The organism is Nonomuraea solani (assembly GCF_900108335.1).
Taxonomy (GTDB): domain Bacteria; phylum Actinomycetota; class Actinomycetes; order Streptosporangiales; family Streptosporangiaceae; genus Nonomuraea; species Nonomuraea solani.
The window spans coordinates 109012-132598 of the sequence record NZ_FNVT01000004.1; the positions used below are offsets into that span (position 1 = coordinate 109012).

The window sequence follows — 23587 nt, forward strand, 5'->3', positions numbered from 1 at the left end:
CTAGTAAGCCCCTTCTCCACGGGTGACGACGGACCAGGTCTTCCACAGGATCTGCAGGTCGAGGATGAGCGACCAGTTCTCCACGTAACGCAGGTCGAGCCGGACCGACTCCTCCCAGCTCAGGTCGGATCGGCCGCTGACCTGCCAGAGCCCGGTCATGCCCGGCTTGACCACCAGGCGGCGGCGTACGTCGGTGCCGTACTTGGCGACCTCTTCGAGCAGCGGCGGCCGCGGGCCGACGAGCGACATCTCGCCGCGGATCACATTGAGCAGTTGCGGGAGCTCGTCCACGGAATATTTCCGCAGGAAAGCGCCTACCCGCGTGATCCGTGGATCGTTCCGCATCTTGAAGAGCACGCCGTCGAACTCGTTGGCCACCAGAAGGGTGTCCTTGAGCCGCTCCGCATCCACCACCATGGTCCGAAATTTCACGACCCTGAACTCTCTGCCGCCCTTGCCGACCCTGGTCTGCCGAAACAGCGCGGGCCCCTTGCTGGTGAGGCGGATCACCAATCCGACCAGCAGCAGCGGCAGCGCCAGCAGCAACAGGGCCACGCCCGCGACCAGCCGGTCGAAGACCGACTTCACGAACTGCCTGGCGCCGTTGAACTCCGGATGTTCCACGTGCATCAGCGGCATCCCGGCCACCGGCGTGATGCTGATGCGCGGGCCCGCCACGTCGAGCAGCGCCGGGGCCACGAACAGGTCGGTCCTGCTCGTCTCCAGGCTCCACGCCATCCGGCGTAGCGCCGCCCCGTCCAGCTCAGGACAGGCCAGCACGGCCACCGCGTCGGCGCGGGCGTCCGCGACCACGTGCGCCACGTCGCCGAACGAGCCCATCACCGGGATCCCGTCGAGGTCGACGTTAGGGTCACCGGAGGGCAGACAGGCCCCCACGACCAGCATGCCGTGGTGGGGCTGACGGCGGAACTGCACCACCAGGTCGAGGATGGAGTCTCGATGGCCGACGGCGATGACCTCGCGCATATAGTCACCGACGGCTCTTCGCCGGTGCAGGTATTTACGCATTCGGTAGCGATAGTAGAGCGTGGACAGCAAGGCCAGCGGCAGCATCGCCATGACGAAGCTGCGCGCGACGGAGGTTTGCGTGGCATAGGCGCCTATGGCCACCGCCGCCATCAAACCGATGCCGCCGTTGAAAACGGCCTTGAACTCCTCCGTGCCCTCGCCGTTGGCTCGCTGCCGGTAGGCGCCGCCCAGTGCGAGCGCGGCCGGCCAGACCAGCACCAGAGCGAATCCGAGCACGAACTCGACGGTTGGGACGTACGCGCCGGACAGCAGCCGGCTTCCCATCACGCACGCGCATGCGAAGAGCGCGCCCATTGTGTCGCCGAGTAACAGGAGCCGTAAGTAGGCCCGTGTCCAAATGCTGGATTCATGGCGCGGTACGGCCTCAAGGAGCACGACAGCGGACTCCCTAGTCCCCACCCTCATAGATACCACCCTGATGACTCCGTACACCGCTGTAACTTGACGTTTCTTGAGCCACATGGGTTGACAGGGCCCATGCACAATCAAGGGCGGCGGCCCCCACTAAAGAGTAAAGATCCATTCGGGGCGGGGAAATACCAGCAAATGTCCACAAGCGGACGAAAGTTACTGGAGATAGGGGGTTGACGGAACGGTCCACGAATGCACCCGGCACAAGGGAAGGGCGGCCTCGTTAACACGGTATTTCGGGAGGTCGCCGCCGTGTGAACTTAGTCGTACTCCAGGTCGGGCAGCGCCGACGGCGGGTCGGGGCTGCGCCATACGACCACCACGCCGTCGCGGGCGGAATCCGCCGCCACATGGAGCCGGTCCAGGTCGAAATCCGGCAGATATCGGAGGCGGGCGAGAAAGGTGGCGTCTGTCGCGCTGCGCGGAACCACGCAGCCCTCACCGTCACGGTCGAGCAGGATGAAGTTCACGTCCTCGCCGGTCTCGGCGACGACACGGACCTCGACCACGTCCTCCCACGCGAGGGCTTCGACGCTCCCGTCCGCGTAGTGACGGGTGACGCCCTCTTCCGTGACGTACACGTAAGAGTCCGGCATCGGGTTGCCGTGCATGGCCGCGATTCTTGCGAGTCACGGGCTTGTCCCGCAAGAGTTCGAGCACAATGGCGCTCACGTTCGGTTGGTCTCGCGTCCCCAGGAGTGGCTGAGATGGGCGGTGACCGCGGCCCTGGCGACCTCCACCGAGCCGTCGGCGATCGCGTCGAGCAGCGCGCGGTGCTCGCGGACCAGCACGTCTCTGTCCTTGTAGACCTCGCGCAGCCGCACCAGCCCGAGCCTGGTCTCGGCGGCCAGGGCGGCGTAGAGGCGTTCGAGGCGCGGGCTGCCGACGGCCTCGATGAGCGCCTGGTGCAGGGCCATGTGCTCGGCCACGACGTCGGACCAGGGGGCGTTGGCGGGCAGGCCGTCCATCCTGTCGAGCGCCTCCTGCGCCGCCGGGACCCTGGTGCCCGCCAGGGCTCTGACCATGAGGTCTTCCAGGGGCCTGCGAACGTACATGAGGTCTTCCAGGTCCGAGATCGTCACCTCGGGGACATAGGCGCTGCGGTTGCGCTCGCGCTTGAGCAGCCCTTCATGGACCAGCGCCGCCAGCGCCTCGCGCACGGTCGGCCTGGCCACTCCGTACGCGGCGGCGATCTCCTGCTCGGGCAGCGGCGTGCCGGGCTCGATCTCGCCGGACAGCACCCGGCCGCGCAGGGCGTCGGCAAGCGCGTCGACGGTGGACAGTGGTCTGAGGGGCAGGGTCACGGCTGCGACTCTAACGTTCTTTTCCGCTCCGCTCCGGCTCCCTTTCCCGCTCTGGTACGGCCACCGCGATCAAGCTGATCGCCAGCAGCAGGAGCCCGGCGACGGAGACGAGGCCGAGGTGTTCCTTCAGCACCACGACGCCCAGGATCGCGGCGACCGCCGGTTCAGCCAGGGCCAGCGTGGCGGCCGTGGCGACCGGGGTGGTGCGCAGGCCGCGGCCGTACAGGAAGTAGGACAGGGCCGTGGTGCCCAGCCCCAGGTAGGCGACGGCGAGCAGGCCGGCGGGCTCGGCCAGCCACTCGACCCCGGTCAGGAGCAGGACCGGCAGCATGATGACGGCCGCCCCGCCGAACAGCACGCCCATGACGGCGTTGGACTCCGCGCCCTCGCCGATGGCACGGGCGGCGGTGACGGCGTAGAAGGCGTAGAGCAGGCCGCCCAGCAGCGCGAACGCCACTCCGGTCAGCACCTGCCCGCCGGTCGCGAGCTGCCCGTCGCCCGCGATCAGGGCCGCGCAGCCGCAGATCGCCGCCGTGGTCGCCAGCGCCCACCGCGCGTTCGGCCGCCGGCCGTGCAGCAGCCAGGACAGCACCCCGGTGAAGACGGGCCCGCTGCCGATCGCCACCACGGTCCCGATGGCAACCCCGGTCCTGCCGACGGCGGCGAAGAAGCACAACTGGTAGGCGGCCACGGCCGCGGCGGCGAGCAGCAGCGACGGGCTGACCGCCCGCCTGAGCCTCGCCCTGGCCAGCAGCGCCAGCGCGGCACCGCCGATGACCAGCCTGGCCGCGGCCAGCGCGACGGAGTCGGCGGAGACCAGCAGCCCCGCCGTACCGGCCGTTCCCCACAGCACCGCGGCGCTGACGACGGCAAGAGGTCCGTTCTTCATGCACACATTGTCCGACAATCAGACAATGGCGTCCAATTGCTGGTCGATGAGCCGCCCCGCGGCCGCCGCCACCTCGCCCGCGTAGTCGTCCAGCGCGGCCAGCCCGTCGTGGATCCCGGGCACGATCTTGCGCGGCAACCCGAGCAGCACCTCGTCCTCGGCCGTCACCTCGCCCTCGACCTGGAAGACGTCACCGGCGACGACGATGGACACGGCGAAGGTGACCTCACGGCCGTCGGGCAGCGTGAACACGGTGCCGGTACGGGCTCCGGCCGGCGGGATGAAGTAGGAGAACGACGTGCTGCGCACGAAGGGGTGATGTAACTCCGCGAGGACGCCCGCGGCCCTGCTCAGGGCTGTCAGCAGACCTGCCGCGGCCAGACTTTCGCCGTCCACGCCCAAAGCCTAGATCAGCCCGCCCCGCGGCTCCAAGCGGCGCCCGCCCCGCCCGGATATCGGATCGCCCTGACATTCCCCCCGGAATCGGGGCCATGAATGGTGCCGTCCGGAATTCCGGGGGCACCTTTGATTCCCCACGACCGTATTCACGGCCATTCGAGCGACCCCGCAACTACGGATTGCGACATTGGACGATCGGGTTCGCCTATAACCGCCTGTCGATGGTCGGCGGGAGCCGGAAACCGATGGCCCGAAAACACGACTGCGGCCCCATTTCTCGCCCCGGCCCATCCCACACCAATGCCATACACGCGGCGCGAGTTACACAGTTGTTATCTTCCTTTCCCTTGCTCGCAAATTAGGGACTGATCAGCATCTGCTTCTGGGACAAACTAGTGGGGGGGAAGCACACATGCGCGGAGGCAATTTAGGCATGCGGCTGATGGCCGTGATCGCGGCACTCGTCGTACTGGTGCCGATGGCTGGGGTGGGAATCGCCGCGTCGGCTCAAACGACGGTGGCCGATCAGCTCATGCAGATCGTGGCACATGAGGACGACGACCTGCTCTTCATGAACCCCGACATTCACGACTCCATCCGGTCGGGAATGCCGAGCGTGACCGTGTTCATCACCGCGGGGCAGATCACCGGGCTCGGGAACACCGACGAGGAACGGGCCCGCAACCGGCAACGCGGCATCCAGGACGCCTACGCGCGGATGGCCGCGGTGCCGGACGTGGATCCTGAGGACCAGGAGGAGTGGAACCGCGACGCCTGGACGCTCGCCGGCAAGCAGGTCGAGCGGTACACCCTCACGGCCGCGCCGCAGGTCTCGCTGGTGTTCATGAACCTGCGCGACAACGAGCTCGGCTGGTTCGTGGTCGTCGACGAGTTCGAGGATCACACGATCATTCCTGAGGGCAGCCTGGTGACGCAGTCGTACACCTACGACCACCAGGACGTGGTCGCGGTGCTGACCGGGATCATGCAGCACTACCAGCCCAGCGTGCTGCGGGCCATGGACCCGATGCCCGACAACCGTTACAACCCGGGCCACGGCGACCATGTGGGCGCGGCCATGTTCGCCGGGGAAGCGGCGACCTCGTACGGCGTGCCGATCATCGAGCAGAACTACCGCGACTACAACATCTCCGACGTACCGGTGAACCTGTCGGGGCCCACCGTCACGCGGAAGACCACGATCCTCCAGAGCTACTTCCACTACGACCCGTTCGACCCCGACGGGTGGGAGTCGCGGATGTACTACCGCTGGGCCCGGGGCACGGCCTGGGCGGGGCGGAACGCCGACGGCACACCCCAGATCTTCGTGGTACGCAGCGGGGCCGTGAGCACCTACCGGCAGACTCCGGCCGGGCTGTGGTCGGGCCCGCTCGTCCTGGGCGGCGCCGGCGGGCCACTGAAGCCGGCGATCAGCGTGGGCCTCAACGCCGACGGGCGCATGCAGATCTTCGCCCGGCGGCAGTCCGACCACCACCTCGTCACCCTCGCCCAGACGACGCCGGGCGGTGGCTGGGACGCCGGTTGGAGCGACCTCGGCAACCCCGGCACGGGCGACCCTGAGCACATCGGCGTGCCCGCGGTGGCCGCCAACGCCAACGGCCGGCTGCAGATCTTCGTCAAGAACGGCGCCGGCGGCGTCAGCGCGCGCACCCAGAGCGCGGCCAACGGCAGCACCTGGGGCTCCTGGACGAACCTGAACGGCGGCGGCGACGTACAGGACGGGCTCACCGCGGTCACCAATCCGCAGGGCCGCATCGAGCTCTTCGCCAGCACCAGGACGCGCATCCTGCGCTGGTACCAGTCCGCCCCCAACGGCGGCTACACCCTCGACAACGCGCTGCCGTCCATGACCCCGGCCAGCCCGCCGACGGCCGCGCTGGCCCAGAACGGCCGGATCGAGGTCGCCTATCGCCGGGCCGGGACCGCCGACCTGGTCGTGACCCGGCAGTCGGCGGCCGGCGGCGCCTGGAACGTCAGCCCTGTCGTGATCGGCGGCCATGCCGGAGTGGGCGATCCCGAGCTGGTCACCACCCCGGCCGGGCCGGACGCCAGGATCCTGATGTTCCACCGCAACGCCGACGCCGGCGTGAGCCTGGCCACCCAGACCGCTCCCAACGCCGGGTACGGGAGTTGGAGCGACCTCGGGGGCGCCATCACGGACTATCCGGCGGCCGTTCTCGACCAGAGCGGGGCCGTGGTGCTGTTCGCGGTCGGCACCGACGGGAAGGTGCACCTCCGCAAACAGACCGCCCCCGGAGCCGACAGCCCCTTCGGGCCCTGGGAGACACTCCCGTAGTGCTTGTGCGGTGCCGGCCACGACCGGTCGTGGCCGGCACCGCACAGGGTCACGGCGCATCGCCACCGGGCTGCGGTGCCGGGCCGCGGTGCCGGGCTCGCGTCTGTCGAACCGTCAGTCGCCGGCCAGGCGGGCGTGCCGTTCCACGTCGTAGCGGACCCCGTCGTAACAGAGCTTGCCCCGTTCGATGCCCTCCGGCCGGAAGCCGGCCTTGGTGGCGACCCGGCAGGAGGCGGGGTTGTTGGTACGGTGCCCGAGCTCAAGCCGGTAGAGCCCCCGCTCCTCGAACGCCCACCGGGCCAGCAGATCGGTCGCCGCCGCCGCGATGCCCCGGCCCCTGGCCTCGGGCACGACCCAGTAGGACACCCAGCCGTTGTCATGGTCATCGATCCTGGCCACCGCGACGTTCCCGACGACCTGATCGTCGCTCGTCACGGCGAAGGCATGACCGGCGCCCTGCCAGGAGGCGATCCAGCCCATGGCGTCCTTCAGCGTGACGACGGGCCAGGGCGCCTGCCGGCGCAGATCGGGTGCCTGGAAGGCACGGAACACGGCGGGGGCGTCATCCTCGCGCCACTCCCGCAACTTCACAGCCGTCATGACGCCTTCACAGGTGTCCTGACGGACGCCTTCACGGGTGCCTTCACCGGTGCCCTCACGATGTCCGAGATTACCCTGGATGCACCTCCTGGCCGATTCCGTGGGCCGCCTCGAAGTCGGCCACGAGCTCTTTGGGCGCGGTCAGGCACCATGCCTCGGCCACCAGCTCGAACAGCTCGTCACGTTCGATCCTGTCGAGGTGAACCACCACCCACCCGAACCGCCCGGCCGTGAACTGCACCTCGAACACCTCGGGCCGCTCATGAACGAGCGCGAGCTGCTCCGCGATCGTGGCCTTGAGCCCGACGGTCTCGGTCGCCTCCCACAGGTAGCCGAAGCCCTTGCCGTGCACCTTGAGCCCGACCCACTCGCCACCGTGGTTCATCCGGACGTCGGGGAGCTCGTCCAGCAGCTTGAGGAAGTCATCGACGGTCACACCCATGCCGCCCAGTGAACCAGACCCCGGTGACAGTTCCCGCTAGCGTGTGGGGATCGCGGGCGTACACGACGAAGGAACCTCGGTGGCCGACACACGTACCAAGTTGCTCGAAGCGGCGCTCGAAACGCTGAAGAGGCAGGGGATCGCCGGCGTCTCGGCCCGTACGATCGCCGCCACGGCGGGCGTCAACCAGGCCCTCGTCTTCTACCACTTCGGCAGCGTCGACCAGCTCCTGGCGGCGGCCTGCGAGCACGCGTCCAAGCAGCGCATCGCCCTCTACCAGGACCGCTTCAACGCGGTCACCTCCCTCCGCGAGCTGCTCGACCTGGGCCGCGCGCTGCACGCGGAGGAGCGGGCCGAAGGCAGCGTCGCGGCGCTGGCGCAGTTGCTGGCCGGCAGCCAGACCGACGAGAAGCTGGCCCCCGCCACCAGCACCGGGCTCAACCTGTGGATCGCCGAGGTGGAACGGGCCCTGCGCAGGGTGCTGGCGGACTCGCCGCTGGCCGAGTTCGTGGACATGGCCGGGCTGGCCAAGGCGACGGCGGCGGCGTTCGTGGGGCTGGAGCTGTACGAAGGCGTGGACAGCGACGGGGCCGGGCAGGCACTCGACTCGCTCGAAGACCTGGCGGGGCTGGTGGCGGCCCTGGAGGACATGGGTCCGATGGTCCGCCGCGTCGTACGCGCCCGGCTGCGCCGCCACGCTCAGTCGTAGTAGCGGACCTCCAGGACGTTGCCGTCGAGATCGGCGAAGTAGATCGTCTCGGGGGCGATCCCCTGGGCGCCGAAGGAGTTGGCTCCGGTGCCGGAGACGCGTACCCCGTGCTCTTTCAGCCTGACCTTCAGCGCGTCGAAATCCTCCCTGCTCACGGCCAGGCAGAAATGGTTGATCGGATGCCCGGCGCTGCCGCCCACCCCGGTGCCCTCGTCCACACCGCGCGTCGCCTCGTACGCCATCAGGTCGATGATGCTCTCGGGGGAGACGCGTACGCTCGGAAAAGGCGCCTCCCCGTCGCGAAACTCAGCCGCCCGCACCCCCGGCAGCCCCACGACCTCCTCGTAGAAACGTAGTGCGGCGAGCTGATCGGAAACCCAGCAGACGAGATGGTCAAGACGCGCGTCCATGAAGCACCTCCGTTTCCCTCACAATAGTGATGTGCCGGACACCGTGCAGGCGCAGATGATGCCCATGGGCGTCGTCGTGGCCGGATTCGCCATCACGCTCCAGGCCGGCGTTCCCCTGATGGGGACAGTCGCGATGATCGGCGGTCTGGCGGCCACGTTCACTCCTGGCTCGTCATCGTCTTGATGCTCCTGCCCTCGACCGGCCCCTGGTTCAACGTACCTCGCCGTTGATCTCATCCCATTTGTGCAGGAGTTGGGGCACCTCGCTGCGGAGGAACGCGAAGAAGCGCCGGGTCTCGTCCATGCGGGCCCCGGCGGGCGTGTCCGTGCCCAGCACGTCGGCCCCGTCGCGAGCGCCCTCCTCGAACCGGCGGAACACCTCGTCGCTCGACGCCGCCGCCCGGTACCACGCCGTCGGGTCGACCCGGTAGCGATCGCGACGCTCGCCGGGGTCCCGCTCGCGGGTCACCATCCCGACCCGCATCAGGTATTTCACCGCGCCTGAGACGGCCGAAGGCCCGACCTGGAGCAGGTCGGCGAGTTCGGCGGCGGTGCGCCGGCCGTCGTCGGCGATGAGCAGCGCCGACAACACGCGCGCGGCCATGCGCGGATAGCCCGAATCGGACATGAGCAGGGCGAACCGTTCGAGGAACCGCAGCGCGTCATCGTCGTCGGTCATGCACACCCCTCTCGGACGGGCCCTCAGGTTACAGACTATCGATACTTCACGAATTTCGTGAAATCTGTGTACGCTGTGAAGCATGCAAAACATGATCTCCGTGTCCGGCCTGGTCAAGACCTTCGGCAGGACACGGGCGCTCGACGGCCTGGACCTCACGGTCCGCGCAGGTGAAGTGCACGGCTTCCTCGGCCCGAACGGCGCCGGCAAGTCCACCACCATCCGGATCCTGCTCGGCCTGCTGCGCCAGGACTCCGGCACGGCCCGGCTGATGGACGGCGATCCGTGGCGGGAGGCGACCACGCTGCACCGGCGGCTGGCGTACGTGCCCGGCGACGTGACCCTGTGGCCGACGCTCTCCGGCGGAGAGACGATCGACCTGCTCGGCCGGACGCGCGGCGGGCTCGACCCCCGGCACCGGGCCGACCTGCTCGATCGTTTCGAGCTGGATCCGCGCAAGAAGGGGCGTACCTACTCCAAGGGCAACCGGCAGAAGGTGGCCCTGGTCGCGGCGCTGTCCTCGGACGCCGACCTGCTCATCCTGGACGAGCCCACCTCCGGCCTCGACCCGCTGATGGAGATGGTCTTCCAGGAGTGCGTCCAGGAGGAGCGGCGCAAGGGGCGTACGGTGCTGCTGTCCAGCCACATCCTCGCCGAGGTCGAGGCCCTGTGCGACCGGGTGAGCATCATCCGGCACGGCCGCACGGTCGAGACGGGCACGCTCGCCGAGCTGCGCCACCTTACCCGCACCTCGATCACGGCCGAGCTCGACGGCCCCGTCCCCCGGCTCACCGGCGTGCACGACCTGTGGACGGAGGGCAACCGGTTGCGCTGCCAGGTCGACGGTGACGCGCTGGACGGGGTGCTGCGCGAGCTCGTCCAGGTCGGCGTACGGAGCCTGGACAGCCGGCCGCCGACGCTGGAGGAGATGTTCCTGCGTCACTACGAGGACGCGGTGGCACGATGAGTGACTTCACCGGCACCGGCCGGCTGATCCGGCTCATCCTGCGGCGCGACCGGGTGCGGATTCCGCTCTGGTACGGCCTCGTGGCGCTGCTCGTGCTCGGCGTGGCGGGCTCGGTGGCCGGCGCCTACCCCACCGACGAGGCGCGGCAGGCGTTCCTCCACACGACCAACGGCGACCCGACCCAGCTCATGATGATCGGCCCGGTCTACGACCCGTCCACGGGAGGGCTCGCCGCGTGGCGCGTACGCGGGCAGGCCGCCCTGCTCATCGCGCTGGCCAGCCTGTTCCTGGTGATCCGGAGCACACGTGCGGAGGAGGAGACGGGCCGCGCCGAACTGCTCGGCTCGACCGTCGTCGGCCGGCACGCGGCGCTGACGGCCGCGCTGACCGTGGCGTTCGCCGCCAACCTGGTCACCGCCCTCGTCGTGACGCTGGGGCTCACGGCTTCCGGGCTGCCACCGATGGGCTCCCTGACCATGGGACTGTCGGTCGCCGCCGCCGGCTGCGTCTTCGCCGCGCTCGCCGGCCTGGCGGCCCAGCTCACCGAAGGCGCCCGCACCGCCGCCGGCCTCGCCGCCACGGCGATGGGCATCCTGTACGCGGTGCGCGCGATCGCCGACGTCGAGCGGAGCCCTTGGGTGTCGTGGCTGTCGCCGTTCGGCTGGACGCAGCGCATGCGTCCCTTCGCCGGCGACCACCTCTGGCCGCTGCTGCCCGTCTTCGCCCTGATCCTGCTGCTGGCGGCCGGCGCCTACTGGACATCATCCCGCCGGGACCTCGGTGCCGGCGTCCTCCCGCCCCGCCTCGGTCCCGCCGGCGCCGCGCCGAGCCTGCGTACCGCGCTCGCCCTGGCCTGGCGACTGCAACGGGGCACGCTGCTCGCCTGGACCGTCGCGTTCGCCGCGTTCGGCGCCGGCCTGGGCGGCGTGGCGCGAAGCGCCGCCGACCAGTTGAACGCGAGCGAGGCCCTCAAAGCCCTGATCGACCGGATGGGCGGCGGCCGGCCGGTGGACGGTTTCTTCGCGTTCGTCATCTACCTGACGAGCCAGGTCATCACGGTGTACGCCATTCAGGCGACGCTGCGGCTGCGTACGGAAGAGACCTCCGGCCGCGCCGACATCCTCCTGACCGGCCCGGTCGGCAGGCTGCGCTGGGCCGGCGGCCACCTGGCCATCGTCGCGGCCGGCTCGGGACTCGTCCTCGCCGGCCTCGGCCTCGCGATGGGCCTGGTCCACGGCCTCTCGACGGGAGACCTGCCCGGCGAGATCACCCGGCTACTGGCCGCGAGCCTGACCCGGCTGCCGTCGATCCTGGTGCTGGCCGCCCTCACGGCCCTGCTGTACGGCCTGCTGCCCCGGCTCGCCGCGATCGTCGCCTACACGGCACTCGGCCTGTGCCTCCTGCTGGAGTTCGCGGTGGAACTCCTGCACGCCGACCCATCACTCCTCCGGCTGTCACCCTTCGCACAGACCCCCGGCCTTCCCATCGCCGAATTCGCTCTCACCCCACTGCTCCTGCTGACCGTCATCGCCACCGCTCTCACCACGGCGGGACTGACCGCCCTCCACCGCCGCGACCTCGGCTAACAGCTCCCTGCCAGCTGATTGACAGGCGGCCTTGGCAGGGTGACGACCATGAATCAGTTCGTCTCCGCCGACGGCACGGTGCTCACGTACACGACGGACGGAGCCGGCGAGCCCGCGCTCGTGGTGGTTCCCGGAGGCACTTACCGACATGGCGGTGGCCTTCAACGGCACCGTCCACGCGCTCAACAGGCGCGGCCGGTTCGGCAGCGGGCCGCAGCGCGACGGGCACAGCGTCGCGGACGACTGCGCCGACGTCGTCGCACTCATGGACCTGGCCGGCGCCCGCTTCCTCTTCGGGTACAGCTACGGCGGGCTGGTCACCCTGCCCGCCACTGCCGCTGGAGTGGCTGCCCGACTACGAACGCGCGCTGTCCAGGGGCCGCCACGGCGAGGCGATGATCCGGCCCCACCGTGACCCGCTACCACGACGTGGCGGCCGAAACACTCCGGGCCGAAACCCTGCCCGCCGTGAGCCACAACGCCCCCGACCAGGAAGCCCCCGCCAAGGTGGCCGCCCTCTTGTCCAAGGACGCCCGGATTGGGCCCTAACATGACCCTCCATGACCGCCCCGGACCTCTCCACCGCCTACGACGCCATGGCGACCCGCTACGCCGAGGACATCCCTGACCGTTACCATTCCAGCCCGCTCAACCACGCGATGATCCCGGTCTTCGCCGAACTGATCCGGGCCGCGGGTGACGGCCTGGTGGCGGACGTGGGATGCGGCCCCGGCCATGTCACGGCACACCTGCACACCCTCGGCGTGAACGCCTTCGGCGTCGACCTGTCCCCGGAAATGATCGCCCTCGCCCGTGCCGCCCATCCGAAGCTGCGCTTCGAGGTGGGATCGATGGACGCGCTCACGGCGGACGACGCCTCCCTGGCGGGCATCCTGGCCAACTACTCGATCATCCACACCCCGCCCGGCCACCTCCCCGTGACGCTCACCGAGTTCCACCGCGTCCTGGCACCGGGCGGCTACCTCCTGCTCGGCTTCCAGGCGTACGACGGCCCCGACGAACTGGCCGAGCCGTTCGACCACCTGGTGTCACTCGCCTACCGCTACTCCCCCGACCGCCTGGCCGGCCTCCTGCACACGGCCGGCCTCACCGAGGTCGCCCGGCTGGTCATCTCCCCCGCCGAGGACCCCAGACGCGGCTTCCCCCAGGCCTACCTCCTCACCCGCCGCCCAGCCAACTGACGTCTGGAGCCGGGCCCGCGCGAGCCTCGCCACCTCACCGGCCAAGGGGTACTCGTACCAGCGTTCGCCCCGATCATCGTCGGTGTCAGGCAGCGCGCTCTCCACGGCCTGCCAGTCGAGGTCCTCGAACTCGTATCCAGCGAGCCACGCGAGGACCTCGCACCAGGCCCGCCTCATGCTTCGGGGTGCCGCGCGCGCAGATACCGTCCGCCCAGGATCCCGTACCAGATCATAATGGGAAGGTGGAGCGCGTACCCGAGCTGCTCCATCGCCGCCGTCGGCCCTTCGACCCCGGTCGTCCACGGAAGCACGACCCCGGCGAGGCCGGCGAGGGCGGCGATCATGCCGGTGATACGAAGCCCAGAGGGCAGTCCCACCGCGGTGGCGGCCGTGGCGGCGACCCACAGCAGGCCGGCCAGGTTGACCGCCCATTTGGCGGTGAGCATGACGGCCAAGGCCACGGGAGCGGCCGTGGGGCGGGCGGCCAACTGTGTCAGGGCCAGGTTTCCGGCATCGTGCAGCAGGCCCGCCAGCCCAGCCCCGGCCAGCAGGCCACCGGCCAATGTCATCAGGTCCGGCCTGCCCGCCATCACCAGCCCAGCCGCGGTCAGCCCCAGCCAGCCCAGCACGTCGAGGGCCAGTTCGGTCAGATGCAGCCCGGTCTGCTCGCGTACCGCCGCCAGCGCGGCCTCAGGATCGGACGGATTCAGGGTCAACCCCGATGGCACAACGATGGCCGCAGCGGCGATCATGGCTACCAGCGAGGCAAGCAGCAGCACACCGGTGAGCCGGTGCCGTGGGTTCGGATCGATCATGGACCGGACGGTAGAACCCTGACGCAGGGACAAAGTCAACGTGCCTGGAGGAAACGTCATGTGGCGGATCGGACAACTGGCGAGCATGGTCGGCGTATCCGAACGCACCCTCCGCCACTACGACAAGATCGGGCTACTGGCTCCAGCCTCGGTCGACCGCGCCACCGGCTATCGCTGGTACGGCGTGACCGAGTTGTCCAGGCTCGAACGCATCCGCGGCCTGCAGCGCCTCGGCCTGCCGCTGCGCCAGATCGCCGACCTGCTGGACGCCCCCGAGACCCAACTCCGGCAGGCCCTGACCGAGATCGTGACCACCATCCGGCGCGACATCGCCGCCCTGACCGCGACCGCGGCCCACGCCGAGGACCACCTCGCCACCCCGATGCCGATCCTGCCTCAGCAGGCCACGGTGGGCCCGCGCCGCTTACGCGTCCGCCACCTGCGTCTGAACCACCCGTCCGAACTGTCCGCCCTCTGCCCGTCACCACCGTCGACCCTGCTGACCTGGCTCCGCGGCCGGCCGACGGGCGGATTCGCCGCCGCGATAGCCACCGGCGGCGCCGGCGAGCCGCTCTCCCTGCCTCCCCGCACGGTCGTACGCGCCATCGTTCCGCCCGAGATCGGCGTGGTCCGCGCCGGACAGAACCTGTTCGACTGGCTGCACCGCCACCACCTGACCGTCACCGGCCCCACCATCGAAGAACACCTCGTCGACGCCGACGGCGCCCAGACCATCGTCCTCGAGATGGCCACGGTGTGATGTCGCATTCTTGGCGCGGCTGGTGTCTCCTCCGGCCTGGTCTCCTGCTGTACGGCGGAACGGTCGGCAGCAACGGCCTGCACGCGCACCACGCCGTCCAACTGATCGTCTCCGCCGAGCCCTTCACCATGGCCGACGCCCACGGCGACACGCTGACCACACAGATCGCCGTCACCCCACCCGACGTCCGTCACACGGTGCTCACCGGAGCCCGCGATTCCCTGCTCGCCCTCCTGGACCCCCGCAGCTCGCCAGGCCGATCTCTGCTCGCCCGCTCCGGTACGGGTCCCCACGCCTCAACGTGGTCACCGCGAATCTCCGGCCCCTCGGGTCACCACAAGGGAAATCGCCCGCTCATGTTCACGGAACCAGCGACCGGCCACACGTACACAGCCGAGGCGACGACCGCGCTACGGATCGTCGAAACGTGGACCGGCCACGGCACCGCCACCAACACGCCGCCCCACCCGGCGGTGGAGGCGGCGATCACCCTGCTCCCCGCGCTCCTGAGCCGAGGACCGGTGCGCCTGCGCACGGTGGCCGACGCGGTCCACCTGTCGCCGAGCCGCCTGGCACACCTGTTCAGCGCGCAGGTGGGGATCCCGATGCGGCCGTACGTACGGTGGCTACGCCTGCAACACGCCATCGACCGGGTAGCCGATGGAGAAACGTTGACCACAGCCGCCCACAGCGCCGGTTTCACCGACAGCCCCCACTTCACCCGAGCCTTCCGGAAGGCTTTCGGAACCGCCCCCTCCGAGCTGGCCGCCGCGATCGACTGGCTACCTTGAACCGCTAGCGCAGCTCACGCTTGAGAACCTTGCCGGTCGCCGTCATCGGCAGGCTCTCGCAGAACTGGACGCTCCGCGGGTATTTGTAGGCCGCCATGTTCTCTTTACACCAGGCGACAAGCTCGTCCTCGCTCACCGTCGCGCCGGGCGACGGGATGACGTACGCCTTGACCTCCTCACCGTGCGAGTCATGGGGCACGCCGACCACCGCCACCAGCGAGACCGCCGGGTGCGTCATCAGCACCTCTTCCACCTCGCGCGGGTAGACGTTGAAGCCACCACGGATGATCATGTCCTTCGTACGGTCGACGATGGCGTAGTAGCCGTCCTCATCGCGGGTGGCGACGTCGCCGGTACGGAACCAGCCGTCCCGCAGAACCTCCTCGGTGGCCTCGGGCCGCCCGTAATAGCCCTTCATGACGTTGTGCCCGCGAATGGCGATCTCGCCGGGCCCCTCGCCCTCGATGGTGTTCCAGTCGTCGTCCACCAACCGCATCTGCACGCCCCAGATGGGAAAGCCGACGGTGCCGGGCTTGGTGGGCCGCCCAAGCTGGTTGAAGCTGGCCACCGGCGACGTCTCCGACAGCCCGTACCCCTCCAGGATCGGAATGCCGAACGTGGCCGCGAAGTCCTTGTGCACCTCGACCGGACAGGACGCCCCGCCCGCCACCGCCACCCGCAACGTCGAGGGCACCTCGGCCCCGTCGGCGTGAATCTTCGCCAGCAGCGCCCAGAACATCGTCGGCACCCCGGCGAACATGGTCACCTTCTCCGTACGCATGAGCTCCAGCGCCTCACCGGGCTCGAAGCGCGGCTGGAGCACGAGGGTGGCACGCCGGCGCACGCTCACGTTCATGACCGCGACCTGGCCGAAGGAGTGGAAGAGCGGCAGCACGGCGAGAGTGACGTCGCCGCCCGGGTCAGTGGGGAACATCTCATCGCTGACCATGGTGTTGGTCAGCATGTTCATGTGCGTCAACACGGCACCCTTGGGCTGACCGGTGGTGCCGGAGGTATAGAGAATGGCCGCGGTGTCCCCCGGCTCCGTCCGCACCGTCTCAAACTCCCCGGACATGCCCCCCAGCGCCGCCCAGAACGACTCACCGTACTCCGACTCTGTGGCGAGCGGCGTGGCAGGCAGAACGAAGAAGTGCTCACACCCCTCAACGACCTCGAAGGCATCCCGCCCACGCGCCCCCATGGGCAGTTCGGCGGATCCCTCAAAACAGAAGAGCGCCTTGGCCTCACTGTCAGCCAGGTGATAACTGATCTCGCGCGGCCGCAACAGCACATTGAGCGGAACCACGATCGCCCCGGCCTTGAGAATGCCGAAGTAGACGAAGGGAAAGTAGGGCACGTTCGGGCAGAGCAGCGCGACCTTGTCCCCTTTCCCGATCCCCCGCGCCACCAGGAGATTGGCCACCTGATTCGCAACGGAGTCCACCATGGAGTACGGCAGACGCAGGTCACCGAAAACGAGAGCGGTGCGGTCCGGAGCGTTGCGGGCGCTGTCTTCCAGAATGATCGACAAGTTGAGCATCGCGACCCTTTCCTCGGCAGGTGGGACGTACCACCCGGCTTCACGCCCAGGATGCCCTCAGAGTCATGGCAGAACTTGTACGAACGTGCTGCACCCAGGCCCCGCTCAGCCCTCAAGCAGTTTCAGACAGCGACCACCTGCACTGCTTTCCCGCACAGTTTGCTCATGTCGTCCTCGTCAGACGTCAGAACGATGGCAGGGCGTACCGAGCGCAGTGCGGTGGCCGCGACCACGGCGTCGATGGCGTACTTGCGACCGTGCAGGCGGGCATCTCGAAGAAGCGCGATGGCACGCGACGAGATGTCCTCGGTCACCGGCTCGATCTTCAGCCGGGACAGATACCACGTGAGACGATCACCTTTGACTCGGGCATCTTGTGCCTCGATCGGTGTCATGGCGCTGACCACAACCCGGAAGTCGTTGTCCTGCGCTTCCCGCAGGAACGCCGTAACCTGCTGGTCGGCCTCGCACCACTTCACGAGCCCCTCACAATCGAGAACCACGGTGCCCGCGCTCAGCCGGCTTCGTGCGCGTGCCATCCGTCCTCCTCTTGGAGTTCGGGCGCGGACTTGACGCGACGGAACAACTCCGCCGCCTCATCACGCAAAGACTGCGGGATCGGCCCTGAGGCCGCCTCGTTCGCCTGCAGAGCCTCCTCCAGGAGATCCCTCTCGATCTGGCGCTCCACAGCGGCATCAACATAAGCGGAAAACCCGCGGGCTCCGACTCGCTCTCGGACAGCGCGAATGTTGCCCGATCTCAGGGACACACTGACCTTGGCGGCCGGGCCGTCCCCCGGAGGAAACTCTCGCTCTGGCCTGCTCATAAACTCAGTTTACTACTTGAAGTAGCAAAGCGCCGGTCCCCGTTCTGCGCGAGAACCGACCGTTTGGAGTCCGGGGTCTGCCGGCGTACGGTCCCAGAGCACAGCGGGTTCGTGCGGCGGCCGAGGGCAGGGACGGACGGCCTGGACGAAGGCAGGCCGGAGCGCGTTGGCCGTGCCCAGTGAGGCGCGGCCAACGCTCATCACTTACGAGCCACGGAGCCGATCAGCGAGCTGCTCCAGGTAGAGGGAGCCAGGTGCCAGCCCCGACCGGTTGGTCCCCTCCACATAGCCGGTCTGGTGGTTGGTGTACCAGTTGTGCCCGGTGACGATGCCGGTAGTGCCGATGGCGAAGTTCTGAGCGGTCGGTGGAGTCTGCACGCACAGCTTCTTGCCGTTGTCCACGGTGCAGTTCCACGCCACGCTGTTCACCGAGGACCAGCCATGCCCTTCCCCCCTGTCCCCGCGATTGTGCAGGGCCAGGACCCAATCGTTCTCGCTCTGGTTGGACAGTTCCTGGATGTTGTCGTACAGGAGCCCCTGACTCCACCGGTGATGGCCGCCGGTCTCGTTGTAGCCGAACTTGCTGTACCCGTTCAGCCACACATTGCCAGAGCAGGTGCTCATCCCCGTGCCGATGAAGGCGTGCCGCGCATGGAACGCTATCAGGTCGTTGAAGAGGACCTGCTGGGCCATGCCACCGGCGCAGAAGCTGTACCGCATCCCTCCGATGATCCGGGAACGAGGTTGGACGGCCCGAACCCGCTGCACGGTAACCCGCGTGCTGCGCTGCACCCAGACGCCGGAAACCGAGAAGTGCAGGAGCGCGGCGTTCATGACCCACGCGTCCTCGACCCTGCTGACGAAGATGCAGCTCTGCGGGTGGTCCTCGCTCGTGCTCGACGGATCGCCCATGTCGATGCGGAGGTTCTCCACACCGACATTGCGGACGAGCCCGGCCCGGTCCCAGACGTATACGTAGGACTGGGACAGGGACCGTCGTAGATCGTTGAAGACGGGGGCGCAGATGATGATGTCGTTGCCGACGATCTTCCGGATGTACCTGTTGTACATGATGGGCAGCTCCGGCGGTTGGCCGGGGGTCCAGGGAGCATCGTTCACCACGCCCCCGCCGTTGATCGCGTCGGTCCACTCCTGGGTGTGCGGGTGATGGATGATGATGTTGTCGCCGACCTTTAGGTTGGTCGTCGATGCCAGGGTGATCCGGCGCTGTCCGGTCGTGACCAGGCTGGAGGTGATGCCGGTCTTGGTGCCGGGCACCTGCGATTCCCAGCCGCCGGACGTACCACCGACGAAGAGGACCGCACTCCTGGTCCCGTCGCCGGTACCGGTGATGACCGTGTTGACCGACGTGTCCTCTTCCTTGCCGACCCCGCGCAACACGACACCGTCGTGCTTCATCCGGAGCGTGCCGTCGACGAGGTAGTGACCGGCCTTGAGGAGCAGCGCCCCTCTGAACCCGTTGGCGCCGAGCGGCATCACTCCTACCTCGTCGAGCGCGGCCTGAATGTGCGCGGTGTTGTCACCCGTGACAGGGCCGATCTCCTTGACGACTGGGACGGACGGGATCGGCGTCTGGCCATTGCGGTACCCGGCCCAGCTGAAGTCCGGGATCACCTTCCCTCGTGAATCCGGCTTGTAGACAAGCCGGCCGTCGGCGCCCGGGTAGACGAGCTGGGAATGCCATGTAGCCGCCTGCGCCGCGTCGGGGGCCAGCACGTCACGGGTCAGGGACGCGGCCGCCCCCGCGACCACGGCCCCACCACCGATCCTGAGCAGGCTGCGGCGCGATAGAGATCCGGGCATGATGTGTTTCTCCTCCGAAGGGGCCCCGGACCCAACTCTCCGACCACCGAGGCGGGTCTGAGCTTGTCCGTTGGGCCAGGGAAAGACATACGGAGGCTAGAAGAGGGCGGTATGTTTCCCCTATATCGCCGGGGTCATCCCGAAGCTGTGCACCTCGCCGATCGCGAGCCTGGGTCCGGGTCCGGTCGATCACCAACGTGATCGACGCCGTCGCAGACTTGCGCCAGCGCCTCTTTCTTGCACGGTCTACCCGGCATCATCACGGCCTTCCTGCGCAACGGCCGAGTCGCCCTGATCGAACTTTCTCTTATCTCCGCAGGTCTACGCCTCGCCAGAGGTCAGACCGACCGGGCAGGCGACACCCGTCCCGCCGATGCCGACCTAACGGACCTTCGATCGGTACTCAGCCCACAAGTCGACGGCCTCTTGGAGATCAAGAGCAGGTCACCGACCGCCGGCGCCGTGAAGACGACGTCGGACACGTTTACTCGTCGCCCGGGGTGGCGGCCAGCGATCCGCGAGTATGCCCGAAAGCGGCCAGTACCTCATCGAGCGATACACGCTCACCCGTGTCCGTGACCGATCGGGCGAGCACAAGCGCCAGATCACGCTGCGGGAGCACGTGGACTGATTCGCACCTCCAGCTCGGCGTCCAGAGCCCTAGCCAGTCGCTCGAGGACCGGCAGCGTCGGCACCGTGCCTCCTCCTTCGAAACGGGCCACTGCTGACTGCGTCATGTCAGCCGCACGAGCCAGCTCACTCTGGCTCCACCCACGAGATTCCCGCATCTGTCGTACTGCCCGACCGAGTTCGAAGGCGAGACGAGCCGCATCGTATGCCTCGGCCGCCCCGGGCTCGGACAGTCGTCGGTCACGGAGATCAGCCCAATCGGTCCGCTCGGTCATCACCACTCCTCGTCCACCGAGTGCGCCTCGTCCTTGCAACGGGACAACGCCCGCCGCGCCCGGTCCACTTCTCGATCTTCCCTCATTCGCGTTTTGTGGAAAACGGTCAGAAGGATGATCCGCCGATCCGAAGAGATCCAGTAGCTGATCCGCATAGTCAGATCATCAAGGTAGAACCGCAGCTCGCGCAGCTTGCCATCGAGCTGTCGCGTGTACGGCTCTCCCAGCAACGGGCCTTCCGCCGCCAGCAGATCGATGTAGAAAGCCGCACGCGCGAACGACTCTGCCGAGAGTTTCTCCAGCCACTCCCGAACTTCCGGTTCCAGCTCTACGCTACCCCAGACCATAGCAACGATGCTATGGCAGCAGAACTCCCCGCTCAGGCAATCGCAGAATTTGACCGCTCAAAGTGATTCCACAACTACCCACGGCCACTTCGGCGGACGGAAGCGTGAATGCCCTCGAGACTCCGGTGATCACGACCCCCGCGACCCTACGCCTCGCGGGACGTGAGCCCGACCGGGCAGGCGACACCCGTGCCGCCGATTCCGCAATATCCGTTTGGCACCTTAAAAAGATATTGCTGGTGATACTCCTCGGCGTAGTAGAACGGCCCCGCTGTGGCGATCTCTGTGGTGATCTCTCCGTAGCCGGCCTGCTTCAGCACCTCCTGGTACGCCTCCCGCGCCCCCTCCGCCGCCTTCTGCTGCTCCGGGGAGTGGTGGTAGATCGCCGACCGATACTGCGTCCCCACGTCGTTGCCCTGGCGCATGCCCTGGGTGGGGTCGTGGGCCTCCCAGAAGACCTTCAGGAGCTCCTCGTACAACACCTTCGCCGGGTCGAACACGACCCGGACCGCCTCCGTGTGTCCGGTGAGGCCGCTGCAGACCTCCTCGTACGTCGGGTTGGCCGTGTGGCCGCCATGGTAGCCGACCGCCGTCGTGACGACCCCGGGGGTCTGCCAGAATTTGCGCTCGGCGCCCCAGAAGCAGCCGAGGCCGAAGTCGGCGATCTCCAGGTTGTCCGGGTACGGCGGCGCCAGCGGGGCGTCCAGGACCGCGTGGCGGGCCGGGACGGGCATGGTCTCCGCGCGGCCCGGGAGTGCGTCCTCGCGTCGGACCATCGATGTCTTGTTACCGCCGAACAGCCAGCCCATCGCGCTACCTCCATAGGTCGCATCCAGCCTACATAGCCCGCAACACTTAAGGAGGTCTACACATTTCCGTACAGCGACCGAAATTTGTGTTTAAAGGTGGTAATGCCCGAAACTTGGCTACATGCCTGACCTTCGGCGCGGTGCGCTCTACGGGATCGCCGCCTACACCATGTGGGGTCTGTTCCCCCTCTACTGGCCACTGCTCAAGCCCTCCGGAGCCGTCGAGATCCTCGCCCACCGGATGGTCTGGTCCCTCCTGGCCGTCGTCGCCGTGCTCGCCATCCGCCACCACTGGTCCTGGTTCCGCACCCTGGCCGGACAGCCGCGCAAGCTAGCCCTCCTCACCATCGCCGCCATCCTCGTCACGATCAACTGGGGCACCTACATCTACGCGGTCAACACCGGCCACGTCGTGGAGAGCGCCCTCGGCTACTTCATCAACCCCCTCGTCAACGTGCTGTTCGGGGTCGCGCTACTGCGCGAGCGGCTGCGTCCGCTGCAGTGGGCGGCCGTCGGGTTCGGGGCGCTGGCGGTGCTCGTGCTGACGCTCGACTACGGCCGCCTGCCCTGGATCGCGCTCACCCTGGCCGTCAGCTTCGGCCTGTACGGGCTGGTCAAGAAGCGCGCCAACGTGGCGGCCACCGAGGCGCTCGCCGTCGAGACGCTGGTCCTGCTGCTGCCCGCCCTCGGCTACCTGGTCTTTCTGCAGACGACGGGCGCGGCCACGTTCGGGCAGGCGGGCGCCTGGCACGTGGTGCTGCTGGTGGGCTCTGGGCTCATCACGGCGGTGCCGCTGATCTGCTTCGGGGCCGCGGCCATCCGGGTGCCGCTGAGCACGATGGGGCTGCTGCAGTACATCGCGCCGATCCTGCAGTTCGCCTGCGGGGTGCTGGTCGCCAAGGAGGTCATGCCGTCGAGCCGGTGGATCGGGTTCTCGATCGTGTGGCTGGCGCTGGCGCTGTTCACGTACGACAGCATCCGGGCGGCCCGTGCGGCCGCCCGGAGCCGGAGGTCAGCCCGAGCGCTCGACCACGTAGTCACATAGAGCCAAAAATGCGTCTTTAGCCGGGATGTCGGGCAGGCCCGAAATGTCGGTACGAGCCCGGTTCACCCAGGACTCCAGCTCCGCCCGCGCCCGCGCCATCCCGGAGTGGGCGCGCAGCAGGGTCAGCGCCTCCTCGACATCCTCCTCGGCCACCGGACCCGACAGCAGAGACGTCAGGCGGGGTGAGTCACCAGCCGCCAGCACGTACAGAACCGGGAGGGTTTTGATGCCCTCCCGCAGGTCCGTCCCCTGGGTCTTGCCCGACTGGGCACCCGTCGAGGCCACGTCCAGCAGGTCGTCCCCGAGCTGCCAGGCCACCCCGATCGCCTCGCACGCGCGGCTCAGGCGCTCCTCCACGTCGGCCGGCGAGCCCGACAGCAGCGCGCCGAACCGGCCGGAGGCGGCGATCAGCGAGCCCGTCTTGTCCGCCAGAACGCTCAGATAGTGGTCGATCGGGTCTTCTCCGTCACGCGGACCGATGGTCTCGCGGATCTGACCCTGGACGAGACGGGAGAACGTCTGCGCCTGCACCCGGATCAACTCGGGACCGAGATCGGCCAGGATGTCGGAAGCCTGGGCGAAAAGGTAGTCACCGGTGAGAATCGCCACGGTGTTGTCCCACCGGGCGTTGGCGGACGGCGAGCCCCGGCGCACCGGGGCCTCGTCCATGACGTCGTCGTGGTAGAGCGAGCCCAGATGGGTCAGTTCGATGACCACGGCGCCGGGCACCACACCCGGCGCCGACGGGTCACCGAACTGGGCGGCGAGCAAGACCATCAGCGTACGGAACCGCTTGCCGCCCGCCTCGATGAGGTGCTTGGACGCCTCCGTCACGAAGGCGTCCTCGCTCTCCACGGACGAGCGCAGGAGCTTCTCGACCGCGGCCAGTCCGTTGGCCACGTCCTGCGCCAACCGCTCGTCCTCAATGGGAAGGTCAACCACGGGAGGCGCAGACATACG

At 68.4% G+C, this 23587-nt stretch carries 28 protein-coding genes; 11 read left to right on the plus strand and 17 right to left on the minus strand.

The features are described 5' to 3' along the window. From C4V41_RS15995 to C4V41_RS16015, 5 genes are all read right to left on the minus strand, one after another. Positions 1 to 1455, minus strand: coding sequence for a sugar transferase (locus tag C4V41_RS15995; RefSeq protein ID WP_103956683.1), 1455 nt, complete (start codon positions 1453 to 1455; stop codon positions 1 to 3). A 266-nt stretch (positions 1456 to 1721) separates the two neighbouring features. After that, a complete protein-coding gene (locus tag C4V41_RS16000; protein ID WP_103956684.1) occupies positions 1722 to 2072 on the minus strand; it encodes a hypothetical protein in 351 nt (116 codons plus the stop codon). A 57-nt stretch (positions 2073 to 2129) separates the two neighbouring features. Continuing rightward, positions 2130 to 2765, minus strand: coding sequence for a GntR family transcriptional regulator (locus tag C4V41_RS16005; protein WP_103956685.1), 636 nt, complete (start codon positions 2763 to 2765; stop codon positions 2130 to 2132). A gap of 10 nt (positions 2766 to 2775) precedes the next feature. Further along, entirely contained in the window at positions 2776 to 3654 is an 879-nt protein-coding gene (locus tag C4V41_RS16010; RefSeq protein WP_103956686.1) for a DMT family transporter, read from the minus strand. Between the two features lie 18 nt (positions 3655 to 3672). Beyond that, positions 3673 to 4050: a hypothetical protein gene (locus C4V41_RS16015; RefSeq protein ID WP_146103674.1), complete on the minus strand. Its 378-nt coding sequence runs from the start codon at positions 4048 to 4050 to the stop codon at positions 3673 to 3675. 436 nt (positions 4051 to 4486) lie between these two features. Between C4V41_RS16015 and C4V41_RS16020 the strand changes: the two genes are divergently transcribed. Further along, the gene (locus tag C4V41_RS16020; RefSeq protein WP_160150297.1) at positions 4487 to 6370 is read left to right on the plus strand and encodes a PIG-L family deacetylase; all 1884 of its coding nucleotides are present in this window, start codon (positions 4487 to 4489) and stop codon (positions 6368 to 6370) included. Positions 6371 to 6484: 114 nt separating this feature from the next. On the opposite strand, the gene C4V41_RS16025 is transcribed toward C4V41_RS16020, so the two are convergent. Both C4V41_RS16025 and C4V41_RS16030 read right to left on the minus strand, forming a co-directional pair. Beyond that, complete coding sequence (locus tag C4V41_RS16025; RefSeq protein ID WP_103956689.1) at positions 6485 to 6970, minus strand: GNAT family N-acetyltransferase; 486 nt, start codon at positions 6968 to 6970, stop codon at positions 6485 to 6487. A gap of 70 nt (positions 6971 to 7040) precedes the next feature. Then, a complete protein-coding gene (locus C4V41_RS16030) occupies positions 7041 to 7355 on the minus strand; it encodes an MmcQ/YjbR family DNA-binding protein (RefSeq protein ID WP_407670012.1) in 315 nt (104 codons plus the stop codon). A gap of 136 nt (positions 7356 to 7491) precedes the next feature. Between C4V41_RS16030 and C4V41_RS16035 the strand changes: the two genes are divergently transcribed. Continuing rightward, a complete protein-coding gene (locus C4V41_RS16035) occupies positions 7492 to 8121 on the plus strand; it encodes a TetR/AcrR family transcriptional regulator (protein ID WP_200824020.1) in 630 nt (209 codons plus the stop codon). On the opposite strand, the gene C4V41_RS16040 is transcribed toward C4V41_RS16035, so the two are convergent. Further along, positions 8112 to 8531, minus strand: a complete 420-nt coding sequence (locus C4V41_RS16040; RefSeq protein ID WP_103956692.1) for a VOC family protein — start codon at positions 8529 to 8531, stop codon at positions 8112 to 8114. The genes C4V41_RS16035 and C4V41_RS16040 overlap by 10 nt on opposite strands. A gap of 31 nt (positions 8532 to 8562) precedes the next feature. On the opposite strand from C4V41_RS16040, the gene C4V41_RS61830 reads away from it, so the two are divergent. After that, positions 8563 to 8715: a hypothetical protein gene (locus tag C4V41_RS61830; RefSeq protein WP_160150298.1), complete on the plus strand. Its 153-nt coding sequence runs from the start codon at positions 8563 to 8565 to the stop codon at positions 8713 to 8715. Positions 8716 to 8742: 27 nt separating this feature from the next. Here the strand turns inward: C4V41_RS61830 and C4V41_RS16045 are convergent, their stop codons facing one another. Continuing rightward, a complete protein-coding gene (locus C4V41_RS16045) occupies positions 8743 to 9210 on the minus strand; it encodes a GbsR/MarR family transcriptional regulator (RefSeq protein ID WP_103956693.1) in 468 nt (155 codons plus the stop codon). An 82-nt stretch (positions 9211 to 9292) separates the two neighbouring features. Between C4V41_RS16045 and C4V41_RS16050 the strand changes: the two genes are divergently transcribed. From C4V41_RS16050 to C4V41_RS16065, 5 genes are read left to right on the plus strand one after another with little or no spacing between them, the layout of a single operon-like run. Beyond that, the gene (locus C4V41_RS16050) at positions 9293 to 10177 is read left to right on the plus strand and encodes an ABC transporter ATP-binding protein (RefSeq protein WP_103956694.1); all 885 of its coding nucleotides are present in this window, start codon (positions 9293 to 9295) and stop codon (positions 10175 to 10177) included. Then, positions 10174 to 11763, plus strand: coding sequence for an ABC transporter permease (locus C4V41_RS16055; RefSeq protein WP_103956695.1), 1590 nt, complete (start codon positions 10174 to 10176; stop codon positions 11761 to 11763). Before C4V41_RS16050 ends, C4V41_RS16055 begins: the two co-directional genes overlap by 4 nt. Before the next feature lie 52 nt (positions 11764 to 11815). Continuing rightward, positions 11816 to 12178, plus strand: a complete 363-nt coding sequence (locus C4V41_RS16060) for an alpha/beta fold hydrolase (RefSeq protein ID WP_327537460.1) — start codon at positions 11816 to 11818, stop codon at positions 12176 to 12178. Beyond that, positions 12175 to 12312 carry a hypothetical protein gene (locus tag C4V41_RS61835; RefSeq protein ID WP_160150299.1) on the plus strand — a complete coding sequence of 46 codons (138 nt, stop codon included), beginning with the start codon at positions 12175 to 12177 and terminating at the stop codon, positions 12310 to 12312. Before C4V41_RS16060 ends, C4V41_RS61835 begins: the two co-directional genes overlap by 4 nt. Before the next feature lie 11 nt (positions 12313 to 12323). Beyond that, positions 12324 to 12965 carry a class I SAM-dependent methyltransferase gene (locus C4V41_RS16065; protein WP_103956697.1) on the plus strand — a complete coding sequence of 214 codons (642 nt, stop codon included), beginning with the start codon at positions 12324 to 12326 and terminating at the stop codon, positions 12963 to 12965. 173 nt (positions 12966 to 13138) lie between these two features. Here the strand turns inward: C4V41_RS16065 and C4V41_RS16070 are convergent, their stop codons facing one another. Next, complete coding sequence (locus C4V41_RS16070) at positions 13139 to 13780, minus strand: hypothetical protein (RefSeq protein ID WP_103956698.1); 642 nt, start codon at positions 13778 to 13780, stop codon at positions 13139 to 13141. Between the two features lie 58 nt (positions 13781 to 13838). Here C4V41_RS16070 and C4V41_RS16075 point away from each other — a divergent pair, with 58 nt between their 5' ends. Further along, a complete protein-coding gene (locus C4V41_RS16075) occupies positions 13839 to 14540 on the plus strand; it encodes a MerR family transcriptional regulator (protein ID WP_103956699.1) in 702 nt (233 codons plus the stop codon). Continuing rightward, positions 14540 to 15331, plus strand: coding sequence for a helix-turn-helix transcriptional regulator (locus tag C4V41_RS16080; RefSeq protein WP_103956700.1), 792 nt, complete (start codon positions 14540 to 14542; stop codon positions 15329 to 15331). The genes C4V41_RS16075 and C4V41_RS16080 overlap by 1 nt, the downstream gene beginning before the upstream one ends. A 4-nt stretch (positions 15332 to 15335) precedes the next feature. On the opposite strand, the gene C4V41_RS16085 is transcribed toward C4V41_RS16080, so the two are convergent. The 6 genes from C4V41_RS16085 to msrA form a co-directional block, all read right to left on the minus strand. Continuing rightward, positions 15336 to 16871, minus strand: coding sequence for a long-chain-fatty-acid--CoA ligase (locus C4V41_RS16085; RefSeq protein WP_103956701.1), 1536 nt, complete (start codon positions 16869 to 16871; stop codon positions 15336 to 15338). Between the two features lie 122 nt (positions 16872 to 16993). Further along, a complete protein-coding gene (locus C4V41_RS16090) occupies positions 16994 to 17410 on the minus strand; it encodes a type II toxin-antitoxin system VapC family toxin (protein ID WP_103956702.1) in 417 nt (138 codons plus the stop codon). A 491-nt stretch (positions 17411 to 17901) separates the two neighbouring features. Further along, the gene (locus C4V41_RS16100; protein WP_146103675.1) at positions 17902 to 19521 is read right to left on the minus strand and encodes a peptidoglycan-binding protein; all 1620 of its coding nucleotides are present in this window, start codon (positions 19519 to 19521) and stop codon (positions 17902 to 17904) included. Between the two features lie 605 nt (positions 19522 to 20126). Next, on the minus strand, positions 20127 to 20426 hold the full coding sequence (locus tag C4V41_RS16105) for a helix-turn-helix domain-containing protein (RefSeq protein WP_103956704.1): 300 nt from the start codon (positions 20424 to 20426) through the stop codon (positions 20127 to 20129). Then, on the minus strand, positions 20426 to 20773 hold the full coding sequence (locus tag C4V41_RS16110) for a type II toxin-antitoxin system RelE/ParE family toxin (protein ID WP_103956705.1): 348 nt from the start codon (positions 20771 to 20773) through the stop codon (positions 20426 to 20428). Before C4V41_RS16110 ends, C4V41_RS16105 begins: the two co-directional genes overlap by 1 nt. 146 nt (positions 20774 to 20919) lie before the next feature. Beyond that, positions 20920 to 21582: a peptide-methionine (S)-S-oxide reductase MsrA gene (gene msrA / locus C4V41_RS16115; RefSeq protein ID WP_103956706.1), complete on the minus strand. Its 663-nt coding sequence runs from the start codon at positions 21580 to 21582 to the stop codon at positions 20920 to 20922. A gap of 121 nt (positions 21583 to 21703) precedes the next feature. On the opposite strand from msrA, the gene rarD reads away from it, so the two are divergent. After that, complete coding sequence (gene rarD, locus C4V41_RS16120; RefSeq protein WP_103956707.1) at positions 21704 to 22627, plus strand: EamA family transporter RarD; 924 nt, start codon at positions 21704 to 21706, stop codon at positions 22625 to 22627. Here the strand turns inward: rarD and C4V41_RS16125 are convergent. After that, entirely contained in the window at positions 22595 to 23584 is a 990-nt protein-coding gene (locus C4V41_RS16125) for a polyprenyl synthetase family protein (RefSeq protein ID WP_103956708.1), read from the minus strand. The genes rarD and C4V41_RS16125 overlap by 33 nt on opposite strands. Positions 23585 to 23587: the final 3 nt, after the last annotated feature.

Excerpts from the sequence above, each read along its gene's own strand:
- msrA (WP_103956706.1), bottom strand. The coding sequence starts at position 21,582 with ATGGGCTGGCTGTTCGGCGGTAACAAGACATCGATGGTCCGACGCGAG.
- C4V41_RS16075 (WP_103956699.1), top strand. The coding sequence starts at position 13,839 with ATGTGGCGGATCGGACAACTGGCGAGCATGGTCGGCGTATCCGAACGC.
- C4V41_RS16025 (WP_103956689.1), bottom strand. The coding sequence starts at position 6,970 with ATGACGGCTGTGAAGTTGCGGGAGTGGCGCGAGGATGACGCCCCCGCC.
- C4V41_RS16125 (WP_103956708.1), bottom strand. The coding sequence starts at position 23,584 with ATGTCTGCGCCTCCCGTGGTTGACCTTCCCATTGAGGACGAGCGGTTG.
- C4V41_RS16070 (WP_103956698.1), bottom strand. The coding sequence starts at position 13,780 with ATGATCGATCCGAACCCACGGCACCGGCTCACCGGTGTGCTGCTGCTT.
- C4V41_RS16000 (WP_103956684.1), bottom strand. The coding sequence starts at position 2,072 with ATGCACGGCAACCCGATGCCGGACTCTTACGTGTACGTCACGGAAGAG.
- C4V41_RS16050 (WP_103956694.1), top strand. The coding sequence starts at position 9,293 with ATGCAAAACATGATCTCCGTGTCCGGCCTGGTCAAGACCTTCGGCAGG.
- C4V41_RS16010 (WP_103956686.1), bottom strand. The coding sequence starts at position 3,654 with ATGAAGAACGGACCTCTTGCCGTCGTCAGCGCCGCGGTGCTGTGGGGA.
- C4V41_RS16065 (WP_103956697.1), top strand. The coding sequence starts at position 12,324 with ATGACCGCCCCGGACCTCTCCACCGCCTACGACGCCATGGCGACCCGC.
- C4V41_RS16105 (WP_103956704.1), bottom strand. The coding sequence starts at position 20,426 with ATGACCGAGCGGACCGATTGGGCTGATCTCCGTGACCGACGACTGTCC.
- C4V41_RS15995 (WP_103956683.1), bottom strand. The coding sequence starts at position 1,455 with ATGAGGGTGGGGACTAGGGAGTCCGCTGTCGTGCTCCTTGAGGCCGTA.
- C4V41_RS16055 (WP_103956695.1), top strand. The coding sequence starts at position 10,174 with ATGAGTGACTTCACCGGCACCGGCCGGCTGATCCGGCTCATCCTGCGG.
- C4V41_RS16110 (WP_103956705.1), bottom strand. The coding sequence starts at position 20,773 with ATGGTCTGGGGTAGCGTAGAGCTGGAACCGGAAGTTCGGGAGTGGCTG.
- C4V41_RS16090 (WP_103956702.1), bottom strand. The coding sequence starts at position 17,410 with ATGGCACGCGCACGAAGCCGGCTGAGCGCGGGCACCGTGGTTCTCGAT.
- C4V41_RS16080 (WP_103956700.1), top strand. The coding sequence starts at position 14,540 with ATGTCGCATTCTTGGCGCGGCTGGTGTCTCCTCCGGCCTGGTCTCCTG.
- C4V41_RS16040 (WP_103956692.1), bottom strand. The coding sequence starts at position 8,531 with ATGGACGCGCGTCTTGACCATCTCGTCTGCTGGGTTTCCGATCAGCTC.
- C4V41_RS16100 (WP_146103675.1), bottom strand. The coding sequence starts at position 19,521 with ATGCCCGGATCTCTATCGCGCCGCAGCCTGCTCAGGATCGGTGGTGGG.
- C4V41_RS16045 (WP_103956693.1), bottom strand. The coding sequence starts at position 9,210 with ATGACCGACGACGATGACGCGCTGCGGTTCCTCGAACGGTTCGCCCTG.
- C4V41_RS16085 (WP_103956701.1), bottom strand. The coding sequence starts at position 16,871 with ATGCTCAACTTGTCGATCATTCTGGAAGACAGCGCCCGCAACGCTCCG.
- rarD (WP_103956707.1), top strand. The coding sequence starts at position 21,704 with ATGCCTGACCTTCGGCGCGGTGCGCTCTACGGGATCGCCGCCTACACC.
- C4V41_RS16030 (WP_407670012.1), bottom strand. The coding sequence starts at position 7,355 with ATGAACCACGGTGGCGAGTGGGTCGGGCTCAAGGTGCACGGCAAGGGC.
- C4V41_RS16020 (WP_160150297.1), top strand. The coding sequence starts at position 4,487 with ATGCGGCTGATGGCCGTGATCGCGGCACTCGTCGTACTGGTGCCGATG.